At 67.9% G+C, this 21,650-nt stretch carries 20 protein-coding genes and 2 pseudogenes; 7 read left to right on the top strand and 15 right to left on the bottom strand.

From position 1 onward, the window contains the following. Positions 1-44 precede the first annotated feature (44 nt). The 11 genes and pseudogenes from J0J01_RS32705 to J0J01_RS12135 form a co-directional block, all read right to left on the bottom strand. Positions 45-170 (bottom strand): annotated as a pseudogene (locus J0J01_RS32705) (HNH endonuclease signature motif containing protein); the annotation flags it as partial. Between the two features lie 255 nt (positions 171-425). Further along, entirely contained in the window at positions 426-554 is a 129-nt protein-coding gene (locus tag J0J01_RS12180) for a hypothetical protein (protein WP_296380882.1), read from the bottom strand. Between the two features lie 89 nt (positions 555-643). Then, complete coding sequence (locus tag J0J01_RS12175) at positions 644-2,158, bottom strand: 3-hydroxyacyl-CoA dehydrogenase (RefSeq protein WP_296380880.1); 1,515 nt, start codon at positions 2,156-2,158, stop codon at positions 644-646. A gap of 17 nt (positions 2,159-2,175) precedes the next feature. Next, positions 2,176-2,454: a ribbon-helix-helix protein, CopG family gene (locus J0J01_RS12170; protein WP_296380878.1), complete on the bottom strand. Its 279-nt coding sequence runs from the start codon at positions 2,452-2,454 to the stop codon at positions 2,176-2,178. Continuing rightward, on the bottom strand, positions 2,442-2,873 hold the full coding sequence (locus J0J01_RS12165; RefSeq protein WP_296380876.1) for a putative toxin-antitoxin system toxin component, PIN family: 432 nt from the start codon (positions 2,871-2,873) through the stop codon (positions 2,442-2,444). Before J0J01_RS12165 ends, J0J01_RS12170 begins: the two co-directional genes overlap by 13 nt. Positions 2,874-2,920: 47 nt before the next feature. After that, a pseudogene (locus J0J01_RS12160) lies at positions 2,921-4,831 on the bottom strand (propionyl-CoA synthetase); the annotation flags it as partial. Positions 4,832-5,192: 361 nt separating this feature from the next. Further along, positions 5,193-6,008, bottom strand: a complete 816-nt coding sequence (locus J0J01_RS12155; protein WP_296380872.1) for a DNA-binding domain-containing protein — start codon at positions 6,006-6,008, stop codon at positions 5,193-5,195. After that, positions 6,005-6,955, bottom strand: a complete 951-nt coding sequence (locus J0J01_RS12150) for a DUF692 domain-containing protein (protein ID WP_296380870.1) — start codon at positions 6,953-6,955, stop codon at positions 6,005-6,007. Before J0J01_RS12150 ends, J0J01_RS12155 begins: the two co-directional genes overlap by 4 nt. After that, positions 6,942-7,610, bottom strand: a complete 669-nt coding sequence (locus J0J01_RS12145; RefSeq protein ID WP_296380868.1) for a hypothetical protein — start codon at positions 7,608-7,610, stop codon at positions 6,942-6,944. Before J0J01_RS12145 ends, J0J01_RS12150 begins: the two co-directional genes overlap by 14 nt. Positions 7,611-7,620: 10 nt before the next feature. Further along, positions 7,621-9,177, bottom strand: a complete 1,557-nt coding sequence (locus J0J01_RS12140) for a ferritin-like domain-containing protein (RefSeq protein WP_296380865.1) — start codon at positions 9,175-9,177, stop codon at positions 7,621-7,623. A 114-nt stretch (positions 9,178-9,291) separates the two neighbouring features. After that, positions 9,292-9,621, bottom strand: a complete 330-nt coding sequence (locus tag J0J01_RS12135) for a hypothetical protein (RefSeq protein WP_296380863.1) — start codon at positions 9,619-9,621, stop codon at positions 9,292-9,294. 128 nt (positions 9,622-9,749) lie between these two features. On the opposite strand from J0J01_RS12135, the gene J0J01_RS12130 reads away from it, so the two are divergent. Together J0J01_RS12130 and J0J01_RS12125 are read left to right on the top strand one after the other, a co-directional pair. After that, entirely contained in the window at positions 9,750-10,136 is a 387-nt protein-coding gene (locus tag J0J01_RS12130; protein WP_296380860.1) for a hypothetical protein, read from the top strand. A 25-nt stretch (positions 10,137-10,161) separates the two neighbouring features. Then, positions 10,162-11,124, top strand: a complete 963-nt coding sequence (locus J0J01_RS12125) for a tripartite tricarboxylate transporter substrate binding protein (RefSeq protein ID WP_296380858.1) — start codon at positions 10,162-10,164, stop codon at positions 11,122-11,124. Positions 11,125-11,136: 12 nt separating this feature from the next. On the opposite strand, the gene J0J01_RS12120 is transcribed toward J0J01_RS12125, so the two are convergent. Further along, entirely contained in the window at positions 11,137-12,063 is a 927-nt protein-coding gene (locus tag J0J01_RS12120; protein ID WP_296380856.1) for a TIM44-like domain-containing protein, read from the bottom strand. Positions 12,064-12,374: 311 nt separating this feature from the next. Between J0J01_RS12120 and J0J01_RS12115 the strand changes: the two genes are divergently transcribed. Then, positions 12,375-14,042, top strand: coding sequence for an acyl-CoA synthetase (locus J0J01_RS12115; protein WP_296380975.1), 1,668 nt, complete (start codon positions 12,375-12,377; stop codon positions 14,040-14,042). A gap of 3 nt (positions 14,043-14,045) precedes the next feature. Here J0J01_RS12115 and J0J01_RS12110 read toward each other — a convergent pair whose 3' ends face one another. Next, the gene (locus tag J0J01_RS12110) at positions 14,046-14,822 is read right to left on the bottom strand and encodes a YdcF family protein (RefSeq protein WP_296380854.1); all 777 of its coding nucleotides are present in this window, start codon (positions 14,820-14,822) and stop codon (positions 14,046-14,048) included. A gap of 84 nt (positions 14,823-14,906) precedes the next feature. Here J0J01_RS12110 and J0J01_RS12105 point away from each other — a divergent pair, with 84 nt between their 5' ends. From J0J01_RS12105 to J0J01_RS12095, 3 genes are all read left to right on the top strand, one after another. Further along, complete coding sequence (locus J0J01_RS12105; protein WP_296380852.1) at positions 14,907-17,048, top strand: type I secretion system permease/ATPase; 2,142 nt, start codon at positions 14,907-14,909, stop codon at positions 17,046-17,048. After that, positions 17,035-18,549: an HlyD family type I secretion periplasmic adaptor subunit gene (locus J0J01_RS12100; RefSeq protein ID WP_296380849.1), complete on the top strand. Its 1,515-nt coding sequence runs from the start codon at positions 17,035-17,037 to the stop codon at positions 18,547-18,549. The genes J0J01_RS12105 and J0J01_RS12100 overlap by 14 nt, the downstream gene beginning before the upstream one ends. A 79-nt stretch (positions 18,550-18,628) precedes the next feature. Next, on the top strand, positions 18,629-19,996 hold the full coding sequence (locus J0J01_RS12095; RefSeq protein WP_296380848.1) for an SrfA family protein: 1,368 nt from the start codon (positions 18,629-18,631) through the stop codon (positions 19,994-19,996). 76 nt (positions 19,997-20,072) lie between these two features. Here the strand turns inward: J0J01_RS12095 and J0J01_RS12090 are convergent, their stop codons facing one another. Beyond that, positions 20,073-20,252 (bottom strand): YdcH family protein, encoded by a 180-nt coding sequence (locus J0J01_RS12090; RefSeq protein WP_296380847.1) that lies wholly within the window; start codon positions 20,250-20,252, stop codon positions 20,073-20,075. 107 nt (positions 20,253-20,359) lie between these two features. Here J0J01_RS12090 and J0J01_RS12085 point away from each other — a divergent pair, with 107 nt between their 5' ends. Then, a complete protein-coding gene (locus tag J0J01_RS12085) occupies positions 20,360-20,923 on the top strand; it encodes a UbiX family flavin prenyltransferase (RefSeq protein WP_296380846.1) in 564 nt (187 codons plus the stop codon). Positions 20,924-21,041: 118 nt separating this feature from the next. Here the strand turns inward: J0J01_RS12085 and J0J01_RS12080 are convergent, their stop codons facing one another. Then, the gene (locus tag J0J01_RS12080; protein WP_296380845.1) at positions 21,042-21,605 is read right to left on the bottom strand and encodes a TIGR02444 family protein; all 564 of its coding nucleotides are present in this window, start codon (positions 21,603-21,605) and stop codon (positions 21,042-21,044) included. Positions 21,606-21,650: the final 45 nt, after the last annotated feature.

The following is a 21,650-nucleotide window of genomic DNA, read 5'->3' as shown; positions in this document are numbered from 1 at the left end:
CCTTTTTCGCGCTGCATCTTGGCGGCCATGTCCGCCATATTTTCCTGATGCGTGCCGAGAAAAAGATGCCTCGGATTAATGCACGTCCGTACATCACATCTGTGACAGACGTACAGGCCCTTCGGGATGGGGCCCCGTGCGACTGCCCACGACGTTCGATGAGCCGTCATCAGCTTGTTGAAGGCCGTCAGTATTCCGTACCCCTGTTTGTTGCGGCAGCCCGTCCATAGGATGCAGCCGGTCTTGGGATCACGGACACTGCGGTGGCGAAGGCGTTGCTGGAGCGTCCAGTGACGCGGACATCGGCGGAAGGACATGCCGCCATTGTACGCGCGCGTGTTGCCGTCACCTATTATGGGCAATGGATCGCGATTCGCGGCCTGATTCTCAGGGCCTTTTCATCGTTCCATTGCCCATAATGATTTTCACGGACCGCGGTTGAGATAGCCGCGATCGTGAGTTGCATAGCGCCCATCAGCGCCGGGCGCGTCCTTGCAGCTGACAAGACCAAGAGCTGCAACAAACAGCACCAGCGTGGCGACGATCGGCTTCATCCCATCGACATATGATCGCGGCGGCGGAAAGAAAGTCGATGCCTCCTCACAAGTCGGTGACAGCGCGCCTTCGGCTCGTCACGCTGCGATCACTCTGGCGTCGTGGCGCTCATGCCGAGCATGGCGCGGCGGCGCAGCCACTGGCTGGGACGGTAGCGGTCGTCGCCGGTGATGGCCTGGAGCTGGACCAGGATCTCGTGGCAGTCCTTGACGCCCAGCCAGTCGGCCAGGGCCAAGGGCCCGCGCGGATAGTTGAGGCCGAGGGTCATGGCGGTGTCGACGTCGGCCGCCGAGGCGATGCCGATCATCGCCATCTCGCAGCCGAGGTTGGCGATCATCGACACCATGCGCTGGGCGATGAAGCCGGGCGAGTCCTTGATCAGGGTCACCTTGGTGCCGGCCTTGGCGAACATCGCCGCCGCCGCATCCCGCACCTGCGTGTCGGCGCCCGGCGGCGTCATGATCGTGATGCGCTTGTGGTGGTCGCCGGTGAGGTCGACCGCGACGGTGCGCTTGGGATCGAGATTGCGCTCGATCGCCGTGGTCGTCGCGTCCTTGCCGATCGGCGCCACCAGGATCGGGCTCTTGCCGTCGTCGATCGCCAGGGTGTCGGCGCCGGCCGCGACCACGAGCTGGACCAGCTTCTCGTTGTGGCTGTCCATCACCACCGCGCTCGTCGCGGGCGGCACCGACGGCAGATGGTCGGCGCCGGGATCGACCTTGGCGCCCTTGGCGTCGTAGGCGTACCAGCCGCCACCAGTCTTGCGGCCGAGCTTGCCCGCCGCATAGAGGCTCTCGTGGTACGGGCTCGGCGTCATGCGCCGGTCGTGGAAGAAGCCCTCGTAGATGATCTTGCGCGCCGGGAAGTTCACGTCGATGCCGGTGAGATCCATCAGCTCGAACGGCCCCATGCGGAAGCCGCAGGAGTCGCGCATCACGGCATCGACTGCGGCGACCGTAGCGCGGCCCTCTTGGTAGATACGCAGGCCCTCGGTGCCGATCGCCGTGCCGCCGAGATTGACCAGGAAGCCCGGCGTGTCGCCGACCACCACCGGCACGCGGGTCTGCCGCTTGCCCAGCGCCACCATGGCATCGACCACCCATTGCGCGGTGTCGGCGGCGCGGATGACCTCGACCAGCTTCATCAACGGCACCGGATTGAAGTAGTGCATGCCGCAGACCCGATCGCGCTGCTTCAGCGAACGCGCGATCGAGGCGATGCGGATCGACGAGGTGTTGGAGGCGAGGATGCAGTCGGCCGCCACCACGGCCTCGAGCTCGCAGAACAGCTTCTGCTTGACCTCGAGGTTCTCGAACACCGCCTCGACCACGACGTGGCAGGCCTTGAGGTCCTCGAGCTTGCCGGCGACGGCGAGGTTGGCCTCGGTCTTGGCGAGATCGACATCGGTCAGCCGCCCCTTCGCCACCAGCCCCTTCAGCGTCTCGAGGATGCCGCCCTTCGCCTTGGCCGCCCCGCCCGCCGCGGCGTCGAACAGGATCGCCTTGATGCCGCCCTGCGCCGTCACCTGCGCGATACCGCGTCCCATGGCGCCGGTGCCGACCACGCCCACCGTGAGATCGGGGCGGTTGATGTCGAGAGTCATAATCGTCTTCCTTCCAGCTACTTCCTCGTTCTCCGGCGCTGCGCCCGAAACGGCCGCTTCTCTTCGGCCAGCCCTTTCCGTCTATCCTCGGCATCGAGGCGTCTCAAAGTCGCCTCCAGACGCTTGGGATCGCCACGCGAGGCCATCAGGCGGAACCTCACCTCGGCATCATGCGCCGCTAACGTCGCCGTCGCCATCTCCTCGATGAGCTTGTTGATACTCAGGCCGCGAACGCGCGCAAGATCGCGAAGACGTGCGTGAGTGTCGTCCGGCATCCGAATGGTCAGGGTGGACATGGAAACTCCTTCAGGAAAGCTCCCGGCGTGAGGACGCGCACGGAGGGGAACATCAATTCTCCACTCACCAGATCGCGAACATTGTGGGTGACGATGGCCGCCGCACCACCGGCGACGGCAAGCTCGACGAGATGATTGTCCGCCTCATCTCGCAAATTAGGTCGCCACAGATAATATACGTTCACCCATCGCCCGACGGCCGTCACGTCCGCCAGAATCTCCCGGCGTCGGCTTTGGTTCGCAAGGCTCTCGGGCAGACGTTCATGAAAGAGCGCGTATTCATACTCCGCGAGTAAGGCCGGACCAAACAGAGGCTCGTAGGCGCCGACCGCACAACCAAGCAGAACCTGCCTTGCCGCGCCGCTACCCGACCGCAGGGCCGCGATCACGACATTGGTGTCGAGAACGATTGAAACCACGATGACAGCATATATGCTGTCATTCAAACGGCAACCAACCTACGGTTTCAGCCCTTCGCCGCGAAGCCGGCCGACTTCAGGCTGCCGGTCACTTCTTCCAGCGCGGCCGGATCGTCGATCGTCGCCGGCATCTTCCACGGCTGGCCGTCGGCGATCTTCTGCATGGTGCCGCGCAGGATCTTGCCCGAACGCGTCTTGGGCAGCCGCGGCACGACCAGCGCCTGCTTGAAGAAGGCGACCGGGCCGATCTTGTCGCGCACCATTTGGACGACTTCGCGCACGATCTCTCCTTCGGGCCGGCTGACGCCCGACTTCAGCACCAGGAAGCCGAGCGGCACCTGGCCCTTCATCTCGTCGGCGATGCCGACACAGGCGCATTCGGCGACGGCGTCATGGCTCGCCAGCACCTCCTCGATCTGGCCGGTCGAGAGGCGGTGGCCCGCGACATTGATCACGTCGTCGACGCGCGTCATCACCGAAACGTAGCCGTCCGCGTCGATCACGCCGGCATCGCCGGTCTTGTAGTGGCCGGGGAACTCGCTGAGGTAGGCCTCCTTGAAGCGCTGCTCGGCCTGCCACAGGGTCGGGAAGGTGCCCGGCGGCATCGGCAGCCTGGCGACCAGCGCGCCGACCTCGCCGCGTTTCATCGGCTTGCCGTTGTCGTCCAGCACATGCAGGTCCCAGCCCGGCGCCGGCACCGAGCACGAGCCCGGCTTGATCGGCATCGGATCGAGCCCCTGGAAGTTGCCGCAGATCGACCAGCCGGTCTCGGTCTGCCACCAGTGATCGACGATCGGCACGCCGAGCATGGTCTGCGCCCACTGGATGGTCGGCGGATCGCCGCGCTCGCCCGCGAGAAACAAAGTGCGGAAGCTCGCCAGGTCGTAGCTCCTCAGGAGCTTGCCGTCGGGATCCTCCTTCTTGATGGCGCGGAAGGCGGTCGGCGCGGTGAACAGCGCCACCGCCTTGTACTCGGAGATCACGCGCCAGAAGGCGCCGGCATCGGGCGTGCCGACCGGCTTGCCCTCGTAGAGGATCGAGGTCGCGCCGTAGAGCAGCGGGCCGTAGACCGTGTAGCTGTGGCCGACCGCCCAGCCGACGTCCGAAGCGGTCCACCACATCTCGCCCGGCTCGATGCCGTAGAGGTTCTTCATCGACCAGTAGAGCGCGACGCAGTAGCCGCCGGTGTCGTGCACCACGCCCTTGGGCTGGCCGGTCGTGCCGGACGTATAGAGAATGTAGAGCGGATGCGTTGCCTCGACGGGCACGCAAGCGTGCGGCTCGGCGGCGCCGACCGTCTCGACCCAGTCGAGATCGCGGCCGGGCTTCATGGTCGCGACCGCCTGCGGGCGCTGGAACAGGATGACTTTCGGCACCTTGTGCTGCGCAATCTCGATCGCCTGGTCGAGCAAGGGCTTGTAGTGGACGATGCGGCCGGGCTCGAGGCCGCACGAGGCGGCCAGCACCAGCTTGGGCCGGCTGTCGTCGATGCGGGTCGCGAGCTCGTTGGCCGCGAAGCCGCCGAACACCACCGAATGGATGGCGCCGAGCCGCGCGCAGGCCAGCATCGCCATCGCCGCCTCGGGGATCATCGGCATGTAGACGATCACGCGGTCGCCCTTCTTGACGCCTTGCGCGGCGATCGCGCCGGCAAGCTGCGCCACGGCATCGCGCAGCTCGCGGTAGGTGAAGGTCTTCTTGGTGTTGGTGACCGGCGAATCGTAGACCAGCGCCGCCTGGCTGCCGCGCGGCCCGTCGGCATGGCGGTCGAGCGCGTTGTGGCAGGCGTTCATCTCGCCGCCGGTGAACCAGGCATAGAACGGCGCGCGCGAAGCATCGAGCACCTTGTCCCAGCGCTTCGACCAGTCGAGCTTCTCCGCCTGCTCGGCCCAGAAGCCGTCGGGATCCTTCAGCGAGCGTGCGTGCTCCGCGCGATACTTGTCGCCTGTCGCCATGACCGTTTCCTTCCAGCCTACTGGGCGCCGCCGATCGGGATGCCGGCGGCTTTCACCAGCTCCGCATTGTCGGCGATTCCCCTCTTGAGCTACAGATTATAGACGTCGGGCTCGACCAGCGAGGCCTCCACACCGAGCTGCGACATGCCGGCGCGCAGCTCCGCGCCCTCGATCGCCTTGGCGGTCTCGGGATAGAGCTTCTGCACGATCTCGCGCGGTGGCCAGACGGTACCGATGACCCAATCGCATCGGCCCGCGCCGATCGAAGGCGCGGCTTATAGAAGCCGCGCATGCCGTCTGCACGGGGACAGGCGCCAACGAGAAAGCTTTTCGGCCGGGTGTGACGGTCAAGCCACAGCGCGCGTTACGACGCGATGAAGAACCCGCACTCCATCCAACGCCGACGGCTGCCCTGCGCCGACACCCAGGATCGGCGCACCTCGTCCGGCGTCGCGCCGAGGTGCCGTGCCACCGCTTCGATCCCCGCGTCGACGCCGCCGCCGTCGGTCATCGCCTTCAGGAACAGATACTCCGGCGCGCTGAGCACGACGGTGCGGGTGACGTAGTCCGTCCGCACCAGAGCCGCAAAGCTCGGTTCGGCCGGCGGCAGCTCGACGGACTGCTTCTGGCGAACGGCGTGATAGTAGGCGGCGACCGGAAAGCGATAGGCGCCCAACGCGAAGGCCGGCTGCAGACGCAGTTGCGCGTTCGGAGTCTCAGGCGCGGCAAACGGCTTGCCCTCGTGGCCCGGGGCATCGAACATCACGAACATCTGGCGCTCGAAGCGGGCGAGATCGACCATGAAGTCGATCCACACCTCGCGCTCTTCCGGCGGCTGATCGCGATCGGGCCGGCTCTCGTCGAGGAACGCCGGGAAGCGGCGGCCGAGATCGTAGAGTGTATGGCTTTCGGGCGGCTGCTCGCGGATGTACTCGGCGACGAAATCGTCGAACAGCGGCGCGCCGAGCGCGTGGCAGAGCGCCGGGAACTGCTCGCGCATGCAGCTCGCGATACGCAGGAAGTAGCCGCGCTGGTAGATCGCCAGCCCCTCGGCGCCGCTCAGGCCGGGAAACGAGGCGAGCCGGCCATCGATCCCCTCGCGCGACACCCGGCGCGGGAAGACCAGCGCCTCGTGCATCCAGCGCTGGACGGTTGCGAGGTCGGCGGGCCCGACGCTCATGCCGGCTCCAGCACGGCGCTGTCCATGACGCGCGGCACGAGGAAGCCGACCGGATTGGAGACGCCGGCGCCGCCGCCGGACCCGGTCGGCTGGACGCTCTCCGGATCGAAGCGCCCGTCCATGTAGGGCTTGGCCTTCAGCAGCTCGGCGTGGCAGTCGGCGAAGCCCGGAATGTCGCCGTCCCATTCGAGCAGCGTCGACGCCCCGCCGGTGCGCGCCCAGGCGAGGCGGAACAGCTCCCAGACCTCGGGACGAACCGGCCGGTCGTGGGTGTCGATGATGTGGCCGCCATGCTGCTGGTGCCCGGCGAGGTGCATCTGGACGACGCGCTCGCAGGGAAAGGCCTCGAGATAGGCGACCGGATCGGCGCCGCTATTGAAGCAGCTCACGAACACGTTGTTGACGTCGAGCAGCAGGCCGCAGCCGGTAGCCTCGGCGAGCCGGCGCAGGAACTCGGGCTCCTCCATCGTCGACTGCACGAAGCGGACGTAGCTGCTGGGATTCTCGAGGATCAATGGCCGCTCGAGGATGTCCTGCACCTGGCACACGCGGCCCGCGACATGCGTCAGGCTCTCCGCGGTGAGCGGCATCGGCAGCAGGTCGTGCGAGTTGAGGCCGCCCACGCCGGTCCAGCACAGATGGTCGCTGATCCAGGCGGGCCGGATCTCGTCGGCGAGCCGCTTGAGGCGGGCGAGATAATCCCTGTCGAGCGGGTCGGTGCTGCCGATCGACAGCGAGACGCCGTGCAGTGCCACCGGATAGCGTTCGGCGATGGCGCGGATCACCGCCCGCGGGCGGCCGCCGGAGTCCATGAAGTTCTCGGAGATCGCCTCGAACCAGTCGACCGCCGGCCGGCTCGACAGGATCTCCTCGAAATGAAGGTTGCGCAGACCGAGGCCGAGACCGAGCCTCGGCAGGTCCGCGATCACATCGCTAGCTGCAGCCACCCGCGCCGCTCATCCCGCTCGCGCCGCACGCCGTCATGTTGTAGCGCTCCTGGTTGTCGTCGCTGATCCACAGGTAGGTCGGACCGGTGGCGACGAACGCGGCCGGCGGCGATCCGAGGTTCTGGGGCAGCGGCTGGCCCTTGGGGATCTCGCCCTTCGCCTGCTTGGCGAGCAGCTCCTGCTGGATCTTGGGCCAGTTCTGCGCGAATACCGTGCGCGCCCGCGCCCACACGCTCTTGCCCTGGTTGGGGCCGTTGGTGCTGAAGCGCTCGGCGTTGATCGGCGTGGCGCAGGAGCCGAGCGACTTGCAGTCGTTGGCGCCCGGATTGTTCATCTCCTCGCCGGTGCCGTAGAGGCCGCAGCCGCCCTGCCCGCGGCATTGGTTCTGGACGTGGCAGGTGTGGTCGGCGGCGGTCGAGCAATAGCCCTGACCGGCGCACGCATTGGGCTGGCCGCCCGGCGGGCCCGCCGGGCCGAACCGGTCCGAGCCGGCGCAGCTGTTGAGGCCCATGCAGGCGTGCAGCGGCATTCCCCAGGGTGGCGGGGCGGGATTGGCCGGAAAGGCCGGCACGGGGGCGGGATAGGGATAAGGCGTCGGCACGGGCTCGCCCGGCTTCAGCGCCGCCGCCACTCGCGGCTTCACGGCCTTCAACATGGTCGACTCCTCATTGCTGCCCGCCGGATTGCCGTACGCCGGCCCAGTACGGACCGACATCGGGCAGCGTCCTGCCGGTGTACGTGCTGTCCGGCTGCGGAGTGGCGACGCAGACGTAGTAAATGACGTTCGTCATCGCCTGGTAGAGATCCGACTTGGGGTCCAGGCCGGCGGACACGGTGTACGCCGCGGCGATCGCGTTGGCGCCGTAGGCGATCAGCGCCTTGAACGAGTTCTCCCGGGCGCCGAGGTCGACGTTCTCGAACACCGGCGCCATGTACTTGCCGCTGCCGAGCGGGATGTCGCGGATGGTCCGGATGTACTTGTCGAGCACCCAGATCATCGAGCGGTGCAACGCCTCGTTGAAGAACAGCTTCTGCTTGGCCGGCGGCACCCGGTAGATCGTCTCGGTCATGATCAGCATGTACTGGAAGCACGCGCTGCAGAAGGCCGCGATCGGCTGGTACTGCGCGGGATAGCTCGCCGTGGTCGGATTGTCGGGAAAGTCGACGACAAGCTGCGCCTTCAACAGATCGCTGTCGTGCATGATCGGCATCTGCTGCGGCGGTGGCGTTGGCTGCGCCGGAAGGTGCTCGGTCGTCCCCGTGTACTCCGCGTACTGCGCCTGCAGCGTCAGGAACTTCATGTAGTGCGATTCTTCGTCCTTCGACGGATCGTCGTCGGGACCCGGGCCGACATTCGGCGTCGGATAGCCCTCGCCCTGGTCGCAGATCGTGTCGATGGCGATCGCCGCGTCGCGCCGCGAGCTGACGGTGACCAGCTCGGCCGGGCCGGCGTGGCTGTCCGGGGCGTCCGGATAGACGGCCGCGGCCGACGCGGACGGGGCCGCTGCCCAGGAGGGCGGCGGCACCGGCGGCGCGGGCGTCCAGGGATCGAACTTGCCGGTCGGGTAGACGGTGTCGACGTTGTTCGGCGAATAGTTGAACGGCTGGATCGCGCTGGCGGACGGGCCGTTCTGGAAGTCGGCGTCGGTGACGAACTTGGTGCTGATCAGGCAGCGGATGTACGAATAGAACTGCCCGATGGTCTGCCACTCGCGGTCCTGCGGCGGGTCGTTCCATTGCTCGGGATACTCGATCTGCAGGAAGTGCCAGAGCTGCTCGAAGCTCAGCCGGGCTTGCGGGATCAGCACGTCGGTCCCGCCGTGCGGCCCCTTCGGTCCGACACGCTTGTGGTAGGGCAGCGGGGTCGGATACTGCTTCGGCGCCCGGCCATAGAGCTGCGGTGCGACACCCAACGAGAACAGGACGTTGGACGAGAGCGACATGTGGAGCATCTCCTCCACCGCCACGCTCATGATCACGCCGCCGGCCTTGTTCACGAACTGCTCGAGGGGACCGAGGCCCTCGCCGGTCGTCGTGTTGCGCACCAGCGAATAGTAGGTGTTGAGATAGATCGGGATGGTCGCCAGCTCGATCTCGATCGCGGTCTGGAGATCGCGCTTCAGCCAGCCGATCACCTGGTCGCGATTGCTCGTGGCGTCGAGATGATCGACGAACGCCTGTTCGGCCGGCGTGAGCGGCGTGATCGGGTCTGACTGCGGCATGAAACGCTCCCCAACACCCCACGCTCCCCCAAGAGCGCGTGCAAGCTTAAGCGCATGCCATCGACGAACACAACCAAAAAGAGAGCACCTCTCGCGAGGCGCTCTCTCATCGGATCATAACCGATCTGCAACAAAGTCGCCGATCAGCGCCGGCGCAGCGGAATCGAATCCGACCACGTCCAGCATCCCGGCATCGGCCGGATCGGCGATGGTGAAGCCCGTCGAGGTGAGCGCCACCACTGCCAGCTTGGCCGCAATGCCGGTGCGCTCGCGGTAGCGCCGCAGCGCCGCAGCGCCGCCGACGGATGCACGCGCGATCCTACATGCCCGCAACCGACAAAACGCGTTGATGCGCAAACGCGTAAGCGTTGTGGCCGCAAAGCCACAGACGCGCTTGCGCGCGGCAGCGATCGGGAAAACACTCCGCATGAAGGGATGGCGCAACGATGAAACGACGGCTCGTCTTGGCAAGCTTCGCGGCTCTGACGTCCTCTCGCGCCTGGAGCCAGGCGTGGAGCGACTATCGCAGCGACGACGGAAACTTCCACGTCTAGCTTCCCGGCACGCCCAAGTTGAACGCGACGACGGTGTCGATCGGCAACAACGAGACCGCGCCGGTCGCCGAGGCGGTGCTGGGCACGCCGGACGCGACCTATCAGGTGGTCTACACCAGCTACCCGCGCCGCATCTCGGGCGCGGCGTCGGCGGACGTGCTGCTCGATACCTTCCGCAACAACATGGCGTCCGGCATCGCCTATCGCGGCGAGGGCAAGCTCACTCTCGGCCGCTTCCCGGGCCGCGAATTCGTGCTCGTCGAAACGGCGGTGCGCCATCGTGCGGTGCGGCTCTACTGGATCCGCGGCCGGCTCTATCAGCTCCTGGTCACCGGCAAGCCGGGCATCGAGGCCCGGCCGGACACCCGCAAGTTCTTCGACTCGTTCGCGCTCAACGCCGCCTGACAAGAAAAAGAGGGAGAGGAAACGCATGATCCGACGTCGCACGGCCCTCGCCGCCGGCCTCGCTGCCTTGACGCCGATCGCCGCGCGCGGCGACTGGAAGCCCAGCAAGCCGCTGCGGCTCGTCGTGCCCTACGGCCCCGGCGGCTCGGCCGACCAGGTGGCGCGGCTCTATGCCGAGCGGATGACCGTCGGGCTGGGCCAGCAGATCGTGGTCGAGGACAAGCCCGGCGCCTCGGGCGGCGTCGGCGCGGCCATGGTCGCGACCAGCGCGCCCGACGGCCATACCCTGCTGTTGTCGCCGACGGCGATCATGGCGATCACGCCGTCGGTGCGGAAAGTGCCGTACGATCCCGAGGCGCTGACCGCGGCCTGCCGGCTGTCGACGCCGGTGCTGCCGGTCACCATCACCACCAAGCTCGGCGCCGGCACCTGGCAGGAGTTCGTGGCGCTCGCCAAGGCGAACGCCGGAAAATTCTGGTACGGCTCGTCGGGGCTCGGCACCATCACCCATCTCACCGGCGGGGTGCTGACGCGCGCCGCCGGTATCCAGATGCAGCACGCGCCCTACAAGACCATTGTCGACGCCACCGGCGACATCTTCGACGGCCGCATCCAGATGGTGTTCGATCCGTCGTTCGTGCCCTACCACAAGGCCGGCAAGGTGCGGACCGTGCTGCAGGAGGGCGCGACCCGCCTGCCCGATCTTCCCGACGTGCCGACCGCACGCGAGGCCGGGCTCGACCTCAAGGGCTTCCGCGAGCGGAGCTGGTTCGGCCTGCTGGCGCCCAAGGGCACGCCCAGCGATGCGCTCGAGCGCATCTCGCAGGAGGCGGCCAAGGCGGCAGCCGAACCGGACCTCCAGACCAAGCTGCTGGGCGTGGCGCAGATCGCCCACCACCAGTCGCCGGCCGCGTTCGGCCGGCAGGTTGGCGACGACAAGGTCTACTTCGCCAACCTGATCAAGGAGCTCGACATCAAGCTCGAGTAGAGCGGTTTCCGGTCAGGCCTGCTGGATGGCCGACAGGATCCAGTTGCCGCCGCGGCTGCGCAGGAAGGTCCAGATTTCCGTCGCCTCGCTGCGCGCGGTCGGATTGCCCTCGACCACCGCGCCGTCGGTGAGGCGGCGGGTCACGTCGGTCATGCTGAAGCGCATGGCGACGGTGGCGTAGTCGATGTCGCCCTCGCGCCAGGCTTCCGACAGGTCGCCCTGCTCGAGCTTCACCGCCTCGACCTTGTTCTCGAGGCCGCGGCTCGCGTTGGTGGAGAGCTGCTCGGAGAAGTAGCCCAGCATCTCCGGCGTCGCGAGCGTGCGCAGCCGGCCGAGGTCGCCGCGGCTGTAGGCGCCCTGGACGTCACCCAGTATCGCCTCGAAGGCCTCGAAGTCCTCCTTGGCGATAGCGAGGCCGGCGGTGCTGCCGGCCAGCATCGTCGGCGTCGACCGCGCCATCGGCGCGGCGGCCTGATGCGGCGTCGGACCGGCATAGGCCGGACGCATCTCGCCCGGCATCGCCGAGCGGCCGCGGACCAGGCGCAGCACGAGGAAGACCAGGCCGCCGATCAGCGCCGCCTGGATCAGCAGGCTGAGGATGCCCGCCATGCCGCCGAAGCCGCCGCCCATCAGCATGCCGATCAGGCCGGCGCCGACGAGGCCGCCCATCAGTCCCGACAGGAACGGATGGCGCTGGAAGAAGCCGGGCTGTGCCGCCGGAGCCGCCGGCCGCGGCGCCGCCTGCGCCTGCTGCTGGTTCGGCGTCGTGCTGCGCTCGATCGGCTTGGCCGTGGGCGCCGTCTGGGTCGGCGGCGGCGCCTGGTTGGTCTTGGTGCCGCGACTGCCGTTGTTGGTGCCGCCGCCGGCGCGCGCATCGGCCACCGCCGGCACCAGAAGAACGATCGCGGCGAAGGCCGCCATCAGATGCTTGATTTTCATGTTAGCCACCCCTGTCGCGCGTAATGTGTGTGCAGATTGTGCGCACTTCAAGATGGAACAGGTGTTCCCGCCTGCCGCTTCGTGGGTAAAGTGCAGGGGGTCGGAGGCAACAGGACAGGGCCATGGCGAGAAAGACGTCGAAGGGTTCGGGCAAGAAACGCACGGCTAAGCCCAAGGCCGCCAAGGCAAAACGTCCTGCCCCGAAAACGCCATCGCGCAAGTCCGCCGCCAAGAAGAAGGCGGCGGCGCCCAAGCCGGTCGTCCGCCCCGCGCCGCGGCGCCCGGTGAAGAACCGGCAGTCGGTGGTGCGCATGCCGGGCGCACGGCCGGCCCTCCACCACAAGGCGCCGTCGCTCAATGCCAACATCTACGAGCGCGACCTCGACAAGAACGCCGCCAACTACGCCACCCTGACGCCGCTGCAGTTCCTCGAGCGCTCGGCCAGCGTCTATCCCGACCACCTCGCCCTGGTGCACGGGCCGCGCCGCCAGACCTGGGCGGAGACCCACGAGCGCTGCAAGCAGCTCGCCTCGGCGCTGGAGAAGATCGGCATCGGGCAAGGCGACACCGTCGCGATCATGGCGCCCAACATCCCCGAGATGTACGAGGCGCATTTCGGCGTGCCGATGACCGGCGGCGTGCTGAACTGCCTCAACACCCGGCTCGACGCGGCGATGATCGGCTTCATCCTCGACCACAGCGAGGCCAAGTTGTTGATCGTCGACCGCGAGTACCACAAGGTCGCCACCGAGGCGCTGGCCACCGCCAAGGTGCAGCCGCTGGTGATCGACATCGCCGACCCGCAGTATCCCGAGGGCGTGCCGATCGGCGACACGACCTACGAGGAGTTCATCGCGACCGGCGACGCCGACTATCGCTGGGACTATCCCGGCGACGAATGGAACGCGATCTCGCTCAATTACACCTCGGGCACCACCGGCAACCCCAAGGGCGTCGTGTTCCATCACCGCGGCGCGACGCTTTCCGCCTATGGTAACGCCACCCAGTGGCCGATCGGCCTGCACCCTATCTACCTCTGGACCTTGCCGATGTTCCATTGCAACGGCTGGTGCTTCCCGTGGACGCTGGCGCTGGTCGCCGGCACCTCGGTCTGCCTGCGCCGGGTGAGCGCGACGACGATCTACGATTCGCTGGTCGACCATGGCGTGACGCACATGTGCGGCGCGCCGATCATCATGCAGTTCATCATCGGCGCCACGCCCAAGGAGCGCCGGCCGCTGAAGCGCCGGGTCGAGTTCATGACCGCGGCCGCGCCGCCGCCCGCCGCCGTGCTCGAGGCGCTGGAGAAGGAGAACTTCCGCGTCACCCATGTCTACGGCCTGACCGAGGTCTATGGCCCGGCGACGGTGTGCGCCTGGCACGACGACTGGGATGCGCTCGATTCGGGCGAGCGCGCGCGGCTCAAGGCGCGCCAGGGCGTGCGCTACGCCGCCGAGGACGGCGTCACGGTGATGGATCCCACCACTATGCAAGAGGTCCCCCGTGATGGCAGCACCATGGGCGAGGTGATGTTCCGCGGCAACCTGACGATGAAGGGCTACCTGAAGAACGCCAGGGCGACGCAGGAGGCCTTCGCCGGCGGCTGGTTCCACTCGGGCGACCTCGGCGTGCTGCACGAGGACGGCTACATCGAGCTGCGCGACCGCTCCAAGGACATCATCATCTCCGGCGGCGAGAACATCTCGACCATCGAGGTCGAGGGCGTGATCATCAAGCATCCCGCCGTCGCCAACGTCGCCGTGGTTGCCAAGCCCGACGAGAAATGGGGCGAGACGCCCTGCGCCTTCGTCGTGCTGAAGGCCGGCGCCGAGGCGACCGCCGACGACATCATCACGCACTGCCGGGCCAACCTCGCTTCCTACAAGTGCCCGCGCTACGTGGTGTTCCGCGACCTGCCGATGACCTCGACCGGCAAGGTGCAGAAGTTCGTGCTGCGCGACTGGGCGAAGACGGTCTGAACCTTACGGGCGAAAGTCGAAGGCGAGCGCGAGCCACTCCCAGATCGCCCGCGTCGACGTTTCCTGGGCGTCGCCGCTCGGCATCCAGTTGTCCCAATAGGCGCGTGCCTGCCAGGGCGGGTACCAGTCGGTCGGAAAGGCGGCGGCATTCAGGCCGTTTCGCGCCGCCAGCCGCAGCGCGCGCGGCATGTGGTAACCCGAGGTCACGAGCGCCACGGGCTTGTCCTGCACCATCGCACGGACCAGCCGGATGTTGTCGCTCGTATTGGTCGACTGCGCCTCGCTCACGATCGCCGAGCCGGGCACTCCGAGATCGGTGAGAAACTGCGTCATGGCAACGGATTCGGTCGAGGACGGCACGCCGCCGTAGCGCGCCAGCGGATCGCCGCCGCTGACAATGACCTTGGCCGCTACGCCCTGCCGGTAGAGCCGCGCCGCGTGCCAGAGCCGATCGGCCGCCGAGCTGAGATCGGGGTTGGGCAACCAGGGTGGAATGGCCGGCGCGATGCCACCGCCCAGCACCACGATCGCGTCGTAGCAGCACGGCGCGGCCTTCTGGGCGGCAGCTCGGGCCTGCCTCTGGAGCGGCTCCATCAACAAATCCGCGACGGCCGGCACGGACAGCAGCACCGTCTGGAGCACCGCCAGGATACCTACGATACGCGCGAGCTTGCGCCATCCGAACAGGGCCAGCAGCAGCGCCAGGAGCAGGCCGGCCACCATGGAGGCCGGCGGCAGCGCCGCCCGGCCGAGGAATTTGAGCAGAACGAAAGGATCCATGTCGGGCCTGTGGCGGCGTGAGGAGTCGTCAGGAGAGACCCCTTGGTTTATCCTATGTCGTTGGAATCACAACCGAACAGGTTCATGGACGCCCCATCGTCCTCGGCCCCCGAGATCGACCCCGGCCTCGCCTGCCTGACGCTGCTTCTGCGCTTCCTCGGCATCGGCGCGGACGGCAACCAGATCCTCCACCAGCTTGGTACCCAGACCATCGGCAAGACCGAAATGCTGCGGACGGCCCGCCGGCTGGGGCTGAAGGCCCGCATCCGCGCGACCGCCTTCGCGCGGCTGGCCACCACCCCGCTGCCGGCGATCGCCGCGCTCAAGGATGGCGGCTTCGTCGTGGTCGCCAAGGCCGACGACAAGAAGGTCCTGCTACAGGCGCCCAACGAACCGCGGCCCTCGCTGCTCACCCAGGAGCAGTTCGAGGCGACCTGGAACGGCGAGCTGGTGCTGATGACGCGGCGAGGCTCGCTGCTGCATCTCGCCCGGCGCTTCGACGTGACCTGGTTCATGGGCGCGATCTGGAAGTACCGCCGGATGTTCACCGAGGTGCTGATCGCCTCGTTCTTCCTGCAGATCTTCGCCCTGGTCTCGCCGCTGATCTTCCAGGTGGTGATCGACAGGGTGCTGGTGCACCAGAGCATGAGCACGCTCGACGTGCTGGCGATCGGGCTGGCCGGCATCGCGCTGTTCGAATGCATCCTGACGATCCTGCGCACCTATCTCTTCTCGCACACCACCAACCGCATCGACGTCGAGCTGGGCGCGCGGCTGTTCCGCCACCTGCTGGCGCTGCCGATGGCCTATTTCCGCGCCCGCCGCGCCGGCGATTCGGTGGCGCGCGTGCGCGAGCTCGAGAACATCCGCAACTTCCTCACCAGCTCGGCCCTGACCTTGGCGATCGACCTGATGTTCACCATCGTCTTCATCGCCATCATGTTCATGTACTCGACGATGCTGACCCTGGTGGTGCTGGCCTCGCTGCCGCTCTACGCAATCATTTCAGCGGGTGCGACGCCGCTGTTCCGCCGCCGGCTCGACGAGAAGTTCCGGCTCGGCGCGGAGAACCAGGCCTTCCTGGTCGAATCGGTGAACGGCGTCGAGACCTTGAAGGCGATGGCGGTCGAGCCCCAGATGCAACGCCGCTGGGAGGAGCAGCTCGCCAACTACGTCGCCGCCAGCATGCGGGTGCTGCAGCTCGGCAACGTCGCCAGCAACACCATCCAGCTGATCAGCAAGATCACGGTCGCCGCCATCCTCTATGTCGGCGCCCGGCTGGTGATCGGCGGCGAGCTCACGGTCGGCGAGCTGGTCGCCTTCAACATGCTGGCCGGCCGGGTCACCGCGCCGATCCTGCGGCTGGCGCAGATCTGGCAGGACTTCCACCAGGCGCGCATCTCGATCGACCGGCTGGGCGACATCCTCAACACCCCGGCCGAGCCGTCGCATTCGGCGTCCCAGGCCGCCCTGCCGCCGATCAAGGGCGACATTAGGTTCGAGCGGGTGACCTTCCGCTACCGCATCGACGGCCCGCCGGTGCTGCGCGAGGTCGAGCTCGCCGTCCCGGCCGGGCAGTTCATCGGCATCGTCGGCGCCTCGGGCTCGGGCAAGAGCACGATCGCCCGCCTGGTCCAGCGGCTCTACGTGCCGGAAGGCGGCCGCGTGCTGATCGACGGCACCGACCTCGCGATGGCCGATCCGGCCTGGCTCCGGCGGCAGATCGGCGTCGTGCTGCAGGAGAACATCCTGATGAACCGCACGGTGCGTGACAACATCGCGCTGGCCGATCCCGGGACGGCGCTGGAGCGGGTCATCGAGGCGGCCAAGCTCGCCGGCGCCCACGAGTTCATCCTCGGCATGCCCGAGGGCTACGACACCATGGTCGGCGAGCGCGGCGACACCCTGTCGGGCGGCCAGCGCCAGCGCATCGCGATCGCGCGCGCGCTGCTCAACAACCCGCGCATCCTGATCTTCGACGAGGCGACCAGCGCGCTCGACTACGAGAGCGAGCGGGCGATCCAGGACAACATGGCGGCGATCTCTCGCGGCCGCACCGTGCTCGTCATCGCCCACCGGCTGTCGACGGTGCGCCGCGCCGACCGCATCATCACCATCGAGCAGGGCCAGATCGTCGAGGACGGCACGCACGACCAGCTGATCCACGGCAAGGGCCGCTACGCCACCCTCCACAAGCTGCAGTCGGGGCTCCATGAGGTGGCTTGACGCCCTCGGCCGCGCGCTCACCGCGCCGTTCCGCTGGATCGGCCGGCTGTGCGCCGCGATCGTGTCCGGCGCCGAACGGCTGGTCTATGCGCTGCTCGGCGTGTCCGCGCGCGGCCAGCGCGGCCAGGCCGAGCGCGAGTTCCTGCCGGCGGCGCTGGAGATCATCGAGACGCCGCCGTCGCCGATCGGCCGTGCCGTCGCCGCCACCATCGTGATCCTGGCGGTGGCGATGATCGCCTGGGCCTGGATCGGCCGCATCGACATCGTGGCGACCGCGCCGGGCAAGATCGTCGCCACCGGCGGCACCAAGCTGATCCAGCCGTTCGAGACCGGCGTCATCAAGGCCATCCATGTCCGCGACGGCCAGCGGGTCAAGGCCGGCGACCGCCTGATCGAGCTCGATCCGACCGCGGCCGAGGCCGAGCGCGCCCATCTGCAAAGCGACCTGCTGTCGGCGCGCCTCGACGTGGCGCGGCTGAACGCGGCGCTCGGCGACCTCGACGATCCGCTCAGGAACTTCGCAGCGCCGGCCAATGCCGAGGGACCGTTGCTCGAGCTGCAGCGCAACCTGCTGCTGAGCCTGGCGGCCGAGCAGCGTAGCAAGCTCGCCAATCTCGACCGGCAGCTGGCGCAGAAGGAGGCCGAGCGGGTCACCATCGCGGCGACCATCGAGAAGCTCAAGACCACCATCCCCTACGTCGAGCAGCGGGTCGACATCCGCAAGGGGCTGGCCGACAAGGAGCTCGGCTCCAAGCTCACCTACCTGGAGAACATCCAGCAGCTCAACGAGATGCGCTACGAGCTCGCCGTCCAGCGCCGGCGCTACGAGGAGGCGACGGCGGCGATCGCCACCGTGGTCGAGGCGCGCGCCCAGGCGGTCGCCGAGTACCGGCGCACCCGCGCCGCCGAGCTGGCCGAGGCCGAACGCAAGGCGATCGGCTTCCGCGAGGACCTGAACAAGGCCGAGCAGCGCGCCAAGCTGCAGACGCTGGTCGCGCCGGTCGACGGCGTGGTGCAGCAGCTCGCGGTGCAGACGATCGGCGGCGTCGTGACGCCGGCGCAGCAGCTGCTGGCGATCGTGCCGCTCGACAGCCATATCGAGATCGAGGCCAACGTCTCCAACCGCGACATCGGCTTCGTGTCGGAGGGCGCCAAGGCGCAGATCAAGATCGACACCTTCAACTTCACCCGCTACGGGCTGCGCCACGGCACGGTGCTCAGCGTCTCGCGCGACGCCATCATGCGGCAGAAGCCGGGCGATCCGTCCAAGGACCGGCTGCAGGGCGCGCAGAACGCCTCGAGCGAGCCGACCGGCCAGGAGCTGGTCTATTCGGCGCGCGTTTCGCTCGACAAGGCCGAGATGAAGGTCGACGACAACGTCGTGGCCTTGAGCCCCGGCATGGCGGTGACGGTCGAGATCAGCACCGGCTCGCGCACCGTGCTGAGCTACCTGCTGTCGCCGCTCTCCAAATATGCCCACGACAGCCTGCGCGAGCGTTAAAGCCGCGCGGCCGCCGCAAAACCATGCCGCGTCGATCATCGCGCCGCCACAATCGGCCGGTTAATTCCGGACCAAGACCATGGCCGGCGAAAGCACGCTGATCGTCACGACCCGGACCGGCGTGCGCCCCCTCGGTGTGCGCGGCGAGCCGCTGCACAACGCCGCCAGCCCGTTGCGCAGCGCGGTCCGCCGCCGTCTCGGCGACGCCACCGCCGACCTGCTGGCCGAGCCGCAACTGCACGAGGATGGCAAGGCGATCGACTGGTACGCCGGTTGGACCGGGGCGGTGCAGAAGGTCGCCGATCTCCCGCCGGAGCGGCGCAGCGAGATCCTGGCGCAAGTCGATGCGGGACTGGCCGACATCGCCCGGTTCGGCGCGACGCTCAGCGCCGCCGGCCAGCGCGAGGAGAGCGGGCTGGTCGGCCGCTCGCTGCAGCTCGCGGCGAGGAAGCCGGCTGAATCCTTCGTCTTCCTGGTCGGCGACCGGCCGGTGGTGGTGTGCTGGGGCTACGAGAAGGAGGCCGCAGCCAGCCTGATGGGCCCGGCCCTGCCGCGCGTGCCGGAGGTGACCGGCCGCCGCTCGGTGCTCGATATGGCTCCGCCGCGGCCGGCGCTGCCGGTCCGTGCGCTGCCGGTCCGTGCGGTACCGGGCACCATTCCGTGGTTCCGCACGCTGTTGCTGGCGCTGCCGCTGCTGCTCCTGCTGCTGGGCGGCATGTGGCTGCTGCGCGAGCTGTTGCCGGCCGATCCCGACACCGCGCTCGCCACGCGCGAAGGCCCCGACGCGTCGGTCGCCCCGACACCGGCCGCCGACCCGCTGCCGGCGATGAAGGCCTCGCTGTCGACCGAGCAGGCGCGCACCAAGGCGCTGCAGCTCGAGCTGGCGGCGATCCAGGGCGAGCTGAGGAAGCGCTTCGCCGACTGCCGGCCGGCGGAGGCGGCAAAGGAACCGCCGAAGGAGCCGCCCAAGGAAACGCCGAAGGAACCACCCAAGCCGCCGCAGACCGCACACGCCGTGCCGCCGCCGCAGCCCAAGCCCGCCCCGCCTCCGCAGCCGCAGCGCCCGTCGGATGGACGGATGCGCATGCCCCCGGCGCCGACCAACGACTTCGCCTTCATGGCGGGCTGCTGGCGCACCGATCCGTTCAAGCACGAGGTGAACCAGGGCCAGATGGGCGTGTCGTCCTACTGCTTCGACGCCAACGGCAACGGCAGCCTGGAATGGCGGCGCGGCCGCACCGCGTGCCGCACGCGGGCGCGGGCGGCCTTCAACGGCCCCAATCTGGCGCTGCGCGACCAGGACACGACCTGCAACGACGGCTCGCACTGGTACGCCGACCAGCTGGTCTGCCGCCGCGGCGCCGACAATGTGGCCGACTGCTACGGACGCTCGCAGGGCGCCTACGGCCCGGTGTCCTGGATCGTCAACCTGCACCGCATCAACTAAAAGCAAAAGGCGCGCTGCTCACGGCCGGCCAACGGCCGCGGCGCGCGCCTGGCTGATTGCAATGCTAAGGTGGCGGCTAATGCGGCCTAGGGTCGGCACTCAGCCGCGTGATCTCGTCCTTGATCTGGAGTTTTCGCTTCTTGAGGGAGCAGATCGCGTCGTCATCGGGATACGGCCGGGCATTTTCTTCGTCGATCGCATGCTCGAGCGAAGCATGCTTGGCCTTCAGCGCTTCGATGTGGTCGACGGTGCTCATCGAGAACCTCCACGGCTGGTTGGCAATGCAAATTATGTGACTCCTCGGCCCGCCCGAATCAACCTCTCTCCCGCCGCTGTGCATAACTCTATAGGATCAGGGTCAGGATGGCTGACCGACCGCGATTGATCGTCGGGATTTCCGGCGCTTCGGGCGTGATTTACGGCGTGCGTTTGCTGCAGGTGCTCAAAGGGCTGCCGGTGGAGACGCACCTCGTGATGACGCGCACCGCCGAGGTGGCGCTGGCGCACGAGACCGATCTGAAAGTGGACGACGTGCGGCGGCTCGCTGATGTGGCATTCCGAATTGACGATCTCGCGGCGGCGATTTCGAGTGGAAGTTACCGGACGATCGGGATGATCGTGGCCCCCTGCTCCATGCGCAGCCTTGGCGAGATCGCTCACGGCATCACCAGCAACCTGCTGACGCGAGCCGCCGACGTCGTGCTGAAGGAACGTCGCCGGCTGGTTTTAGTTGCCCGTGAGACGCCCCTGCATGCGATTCACCTGCGCAACATGACGACGCTCGCCGAGATGGGCGCGATCATCGCCCCACCGGTGCCGGCGTTCTACAATCGGCCCAAGACGTTGGACGACGTCATCGATCACACCGTCGGACGTGTCCTCGATCTCTTCGATCTCGATACCGGCACGGTCAAGCGCTGGAGCTGAGCCCCCTTTTGTCATCCTGAACGAAGCGAAGGACCTAAGGGATCGACCGAAGACCCTGTTGAAGCGCTAGATCCATCGCTTCGCTCAGGATGACAGGGGGCTCAGGATGACAGGAGGCTCAGGATGACAGGCCCACCGTCTTCTCGATCTCCTCGCGAGGCACCGTCGGGAAGCAGGCGGCCATCAGCGCCGCGACGGCGGCGCGGTCCCTGGCATCGGGCACCACGCCCAGGCACACCGCATAGACGCCGAGATTGCCGACCGCCGAGCGCAGCCGCTTCTCGGCTGGCCGGTCGCGGTCGGCCGGCGGCGCATGGAGGCTGGCGAGCTTGAGCTGCTCGGCATGTTCGGCTGCGAGCTCGGCATCGGCAACGCGGCGGCGGGCCGAATCGACCGTCTCGGGCAGGGTCCCGAGCCACGGCTTATCCTTCAGGAGGCGCCGGACCTGGCGCAAGGGGCGGACGATCTCGGCCTGCCAGACGTCGGTCACCTTGAGGATGGCGTGCAGCCGCTCGGCGGTCAACGTCGGCCGGCCGGAGGCGCCGAGCCAGCAGCAGAACAGCAGCACGTTGACATCGCAGCCGCGGCGCTCCTGCAGGTCGAGACAAGCCTCGGCCACCCCCTCGCCGGCATAGAACTCGAGCGAGAAGTTCCAGAACGGATGGGGCAGGAAGTCAGACATGCTTGTTGGCTTCGGCGGGCCGAAGGGGTACACGGCGCACAGCCG

The sequence above is a fragment of the Reyranella sp. genome, assembly GCF_017305915.1.
Classification (GTDB): Bacteria; Pseudomonadota; Alphaproteobacteria; order Reyranellales; family Reyranellaceae; genus Reyranella.
Note: the sequence above shows the minus strand (reverse complement) of the source record. Positions and strands in the feature narration are given on the sequence as shown.

Excerpts from the sequence above, each read along its gene's own strand:
- J0J01_RS12180 (WP_296380882.1), bottom strand. The coding sequence starts at position 554 with ATGAAGCCGATCGTCGCCACGCTGGTGCTGTTTGTTGCAGCTCTTGGT.
- J0J01_RS12175 (WP_296380880.1), bottom strand. The coding sequence starts at position 2,158 with ATGACTCTCGACATCAACCGCCCCGATCTCACGGTGGGCGTGGTCGGC.
- J0J01_RS12170 (WP_296380878.1), bottom strand. The coding sequence starts at position 2,454 with ATGTCCACCCTGACCATTCGGATGCCGGACGACACTCACGCACGTCTT.
- J0J01_RS12155 (WP_296380872.1), bottom strand. The coding sequence starts at position 6,008 with ATGAGCGTCGGGCCCGCCGACCTCGCAACCGTCCAGCGCTGGATGCAC.
- J0J01_RS12145 (WP_296380868.1), bottom strand. The coding sequence starts at position 7,610 with ATGTTGAAGGCCGTGAAGCCGCGAGTGGCGGCGGCGCTGAAGCCGGGC.
- J0J01_RS12140 (WP_296380865.1), bottom strand. The coding sequence starts at position 9,177 with ATGCCGCAGTCAGACCCGATCACGCCGCTCACGCCGGCCGAACAGGCG.
- J0J01_RS12125 (WP_296380858.1), top strand. The coding sequence starts at position 10,162 with ATGATCCGACGTCGCACGGCCCTCGCCGCCGGCCTCGCTGCCTTGACG.
- J0J01_RS12120 (WP_296380856.1), bottom strand. The coding sequence starts at position 12,063 with ATGAAAATCAAGCATCTGATGGCGGCCTTCGCCGCGATCGTTCTTCTG.
- J0J01_RS12115 (WP_296380975.1), top strand. The coding sequence starts at position 12,375 with ATGCCGGGCGCACGGCCGGCCCTCCACCACAAGGCGCCGTCGCTCAAT.
- J0J01_RS12110 (WP_296380854.1), bottom strand. The coding sequence starts at position 14,822 with ATGGATCCTTTCGTTCTGCTCAAATTCCTCGGCCGGGCGGCGCTGCCG.
- J0J01_RS12105 (WP_296380852.1), top strand. The coding sequence starts at position 14,907 with ATGGACGCCCCATCGTCCTCGGCCCCCGAGATCGACCCCGGCCTCGCC.
- J0J01_RS12100 (WP_296380849.1), top strand. The coding sequence starts at position 17,035 with ATGAGGTGGCTTGACGCCCTCGGCCGCGCGCTCACCGCGCCGTTCCGC.
- J0J01_RS12095 (WP_296380848.1), top strand. The coding sequence starts at position 18,629 with ATGGCCGGCGAAAGCACGCTGATCGTCACGACCCGGACCGGCGTGCGC.
- J0J01_RS12090 (WP_296380847.1), bottom strand. The coding sequence starts at position 20,252 with ATGAGCACCGTCGACCACATCGAAGCGCTGAAGGCCAAGCATGCTTCG.
- J0J01_RS12085 (WP_296380846.1), top strand. The coding sequence starts at position 20,360 with ATGGCTGACCGACCGCGATTGATCGTCGGGATTTCCGGCGCTTCGGGC.
- J0J01_RS12080 (WP_296380845.1), bottom strand. The coding sequence starts at position 21,605 with ATGTCTGACTTCCTGCCCCATCCGTTCTGGAACTTCTCGCTCGAGTTC.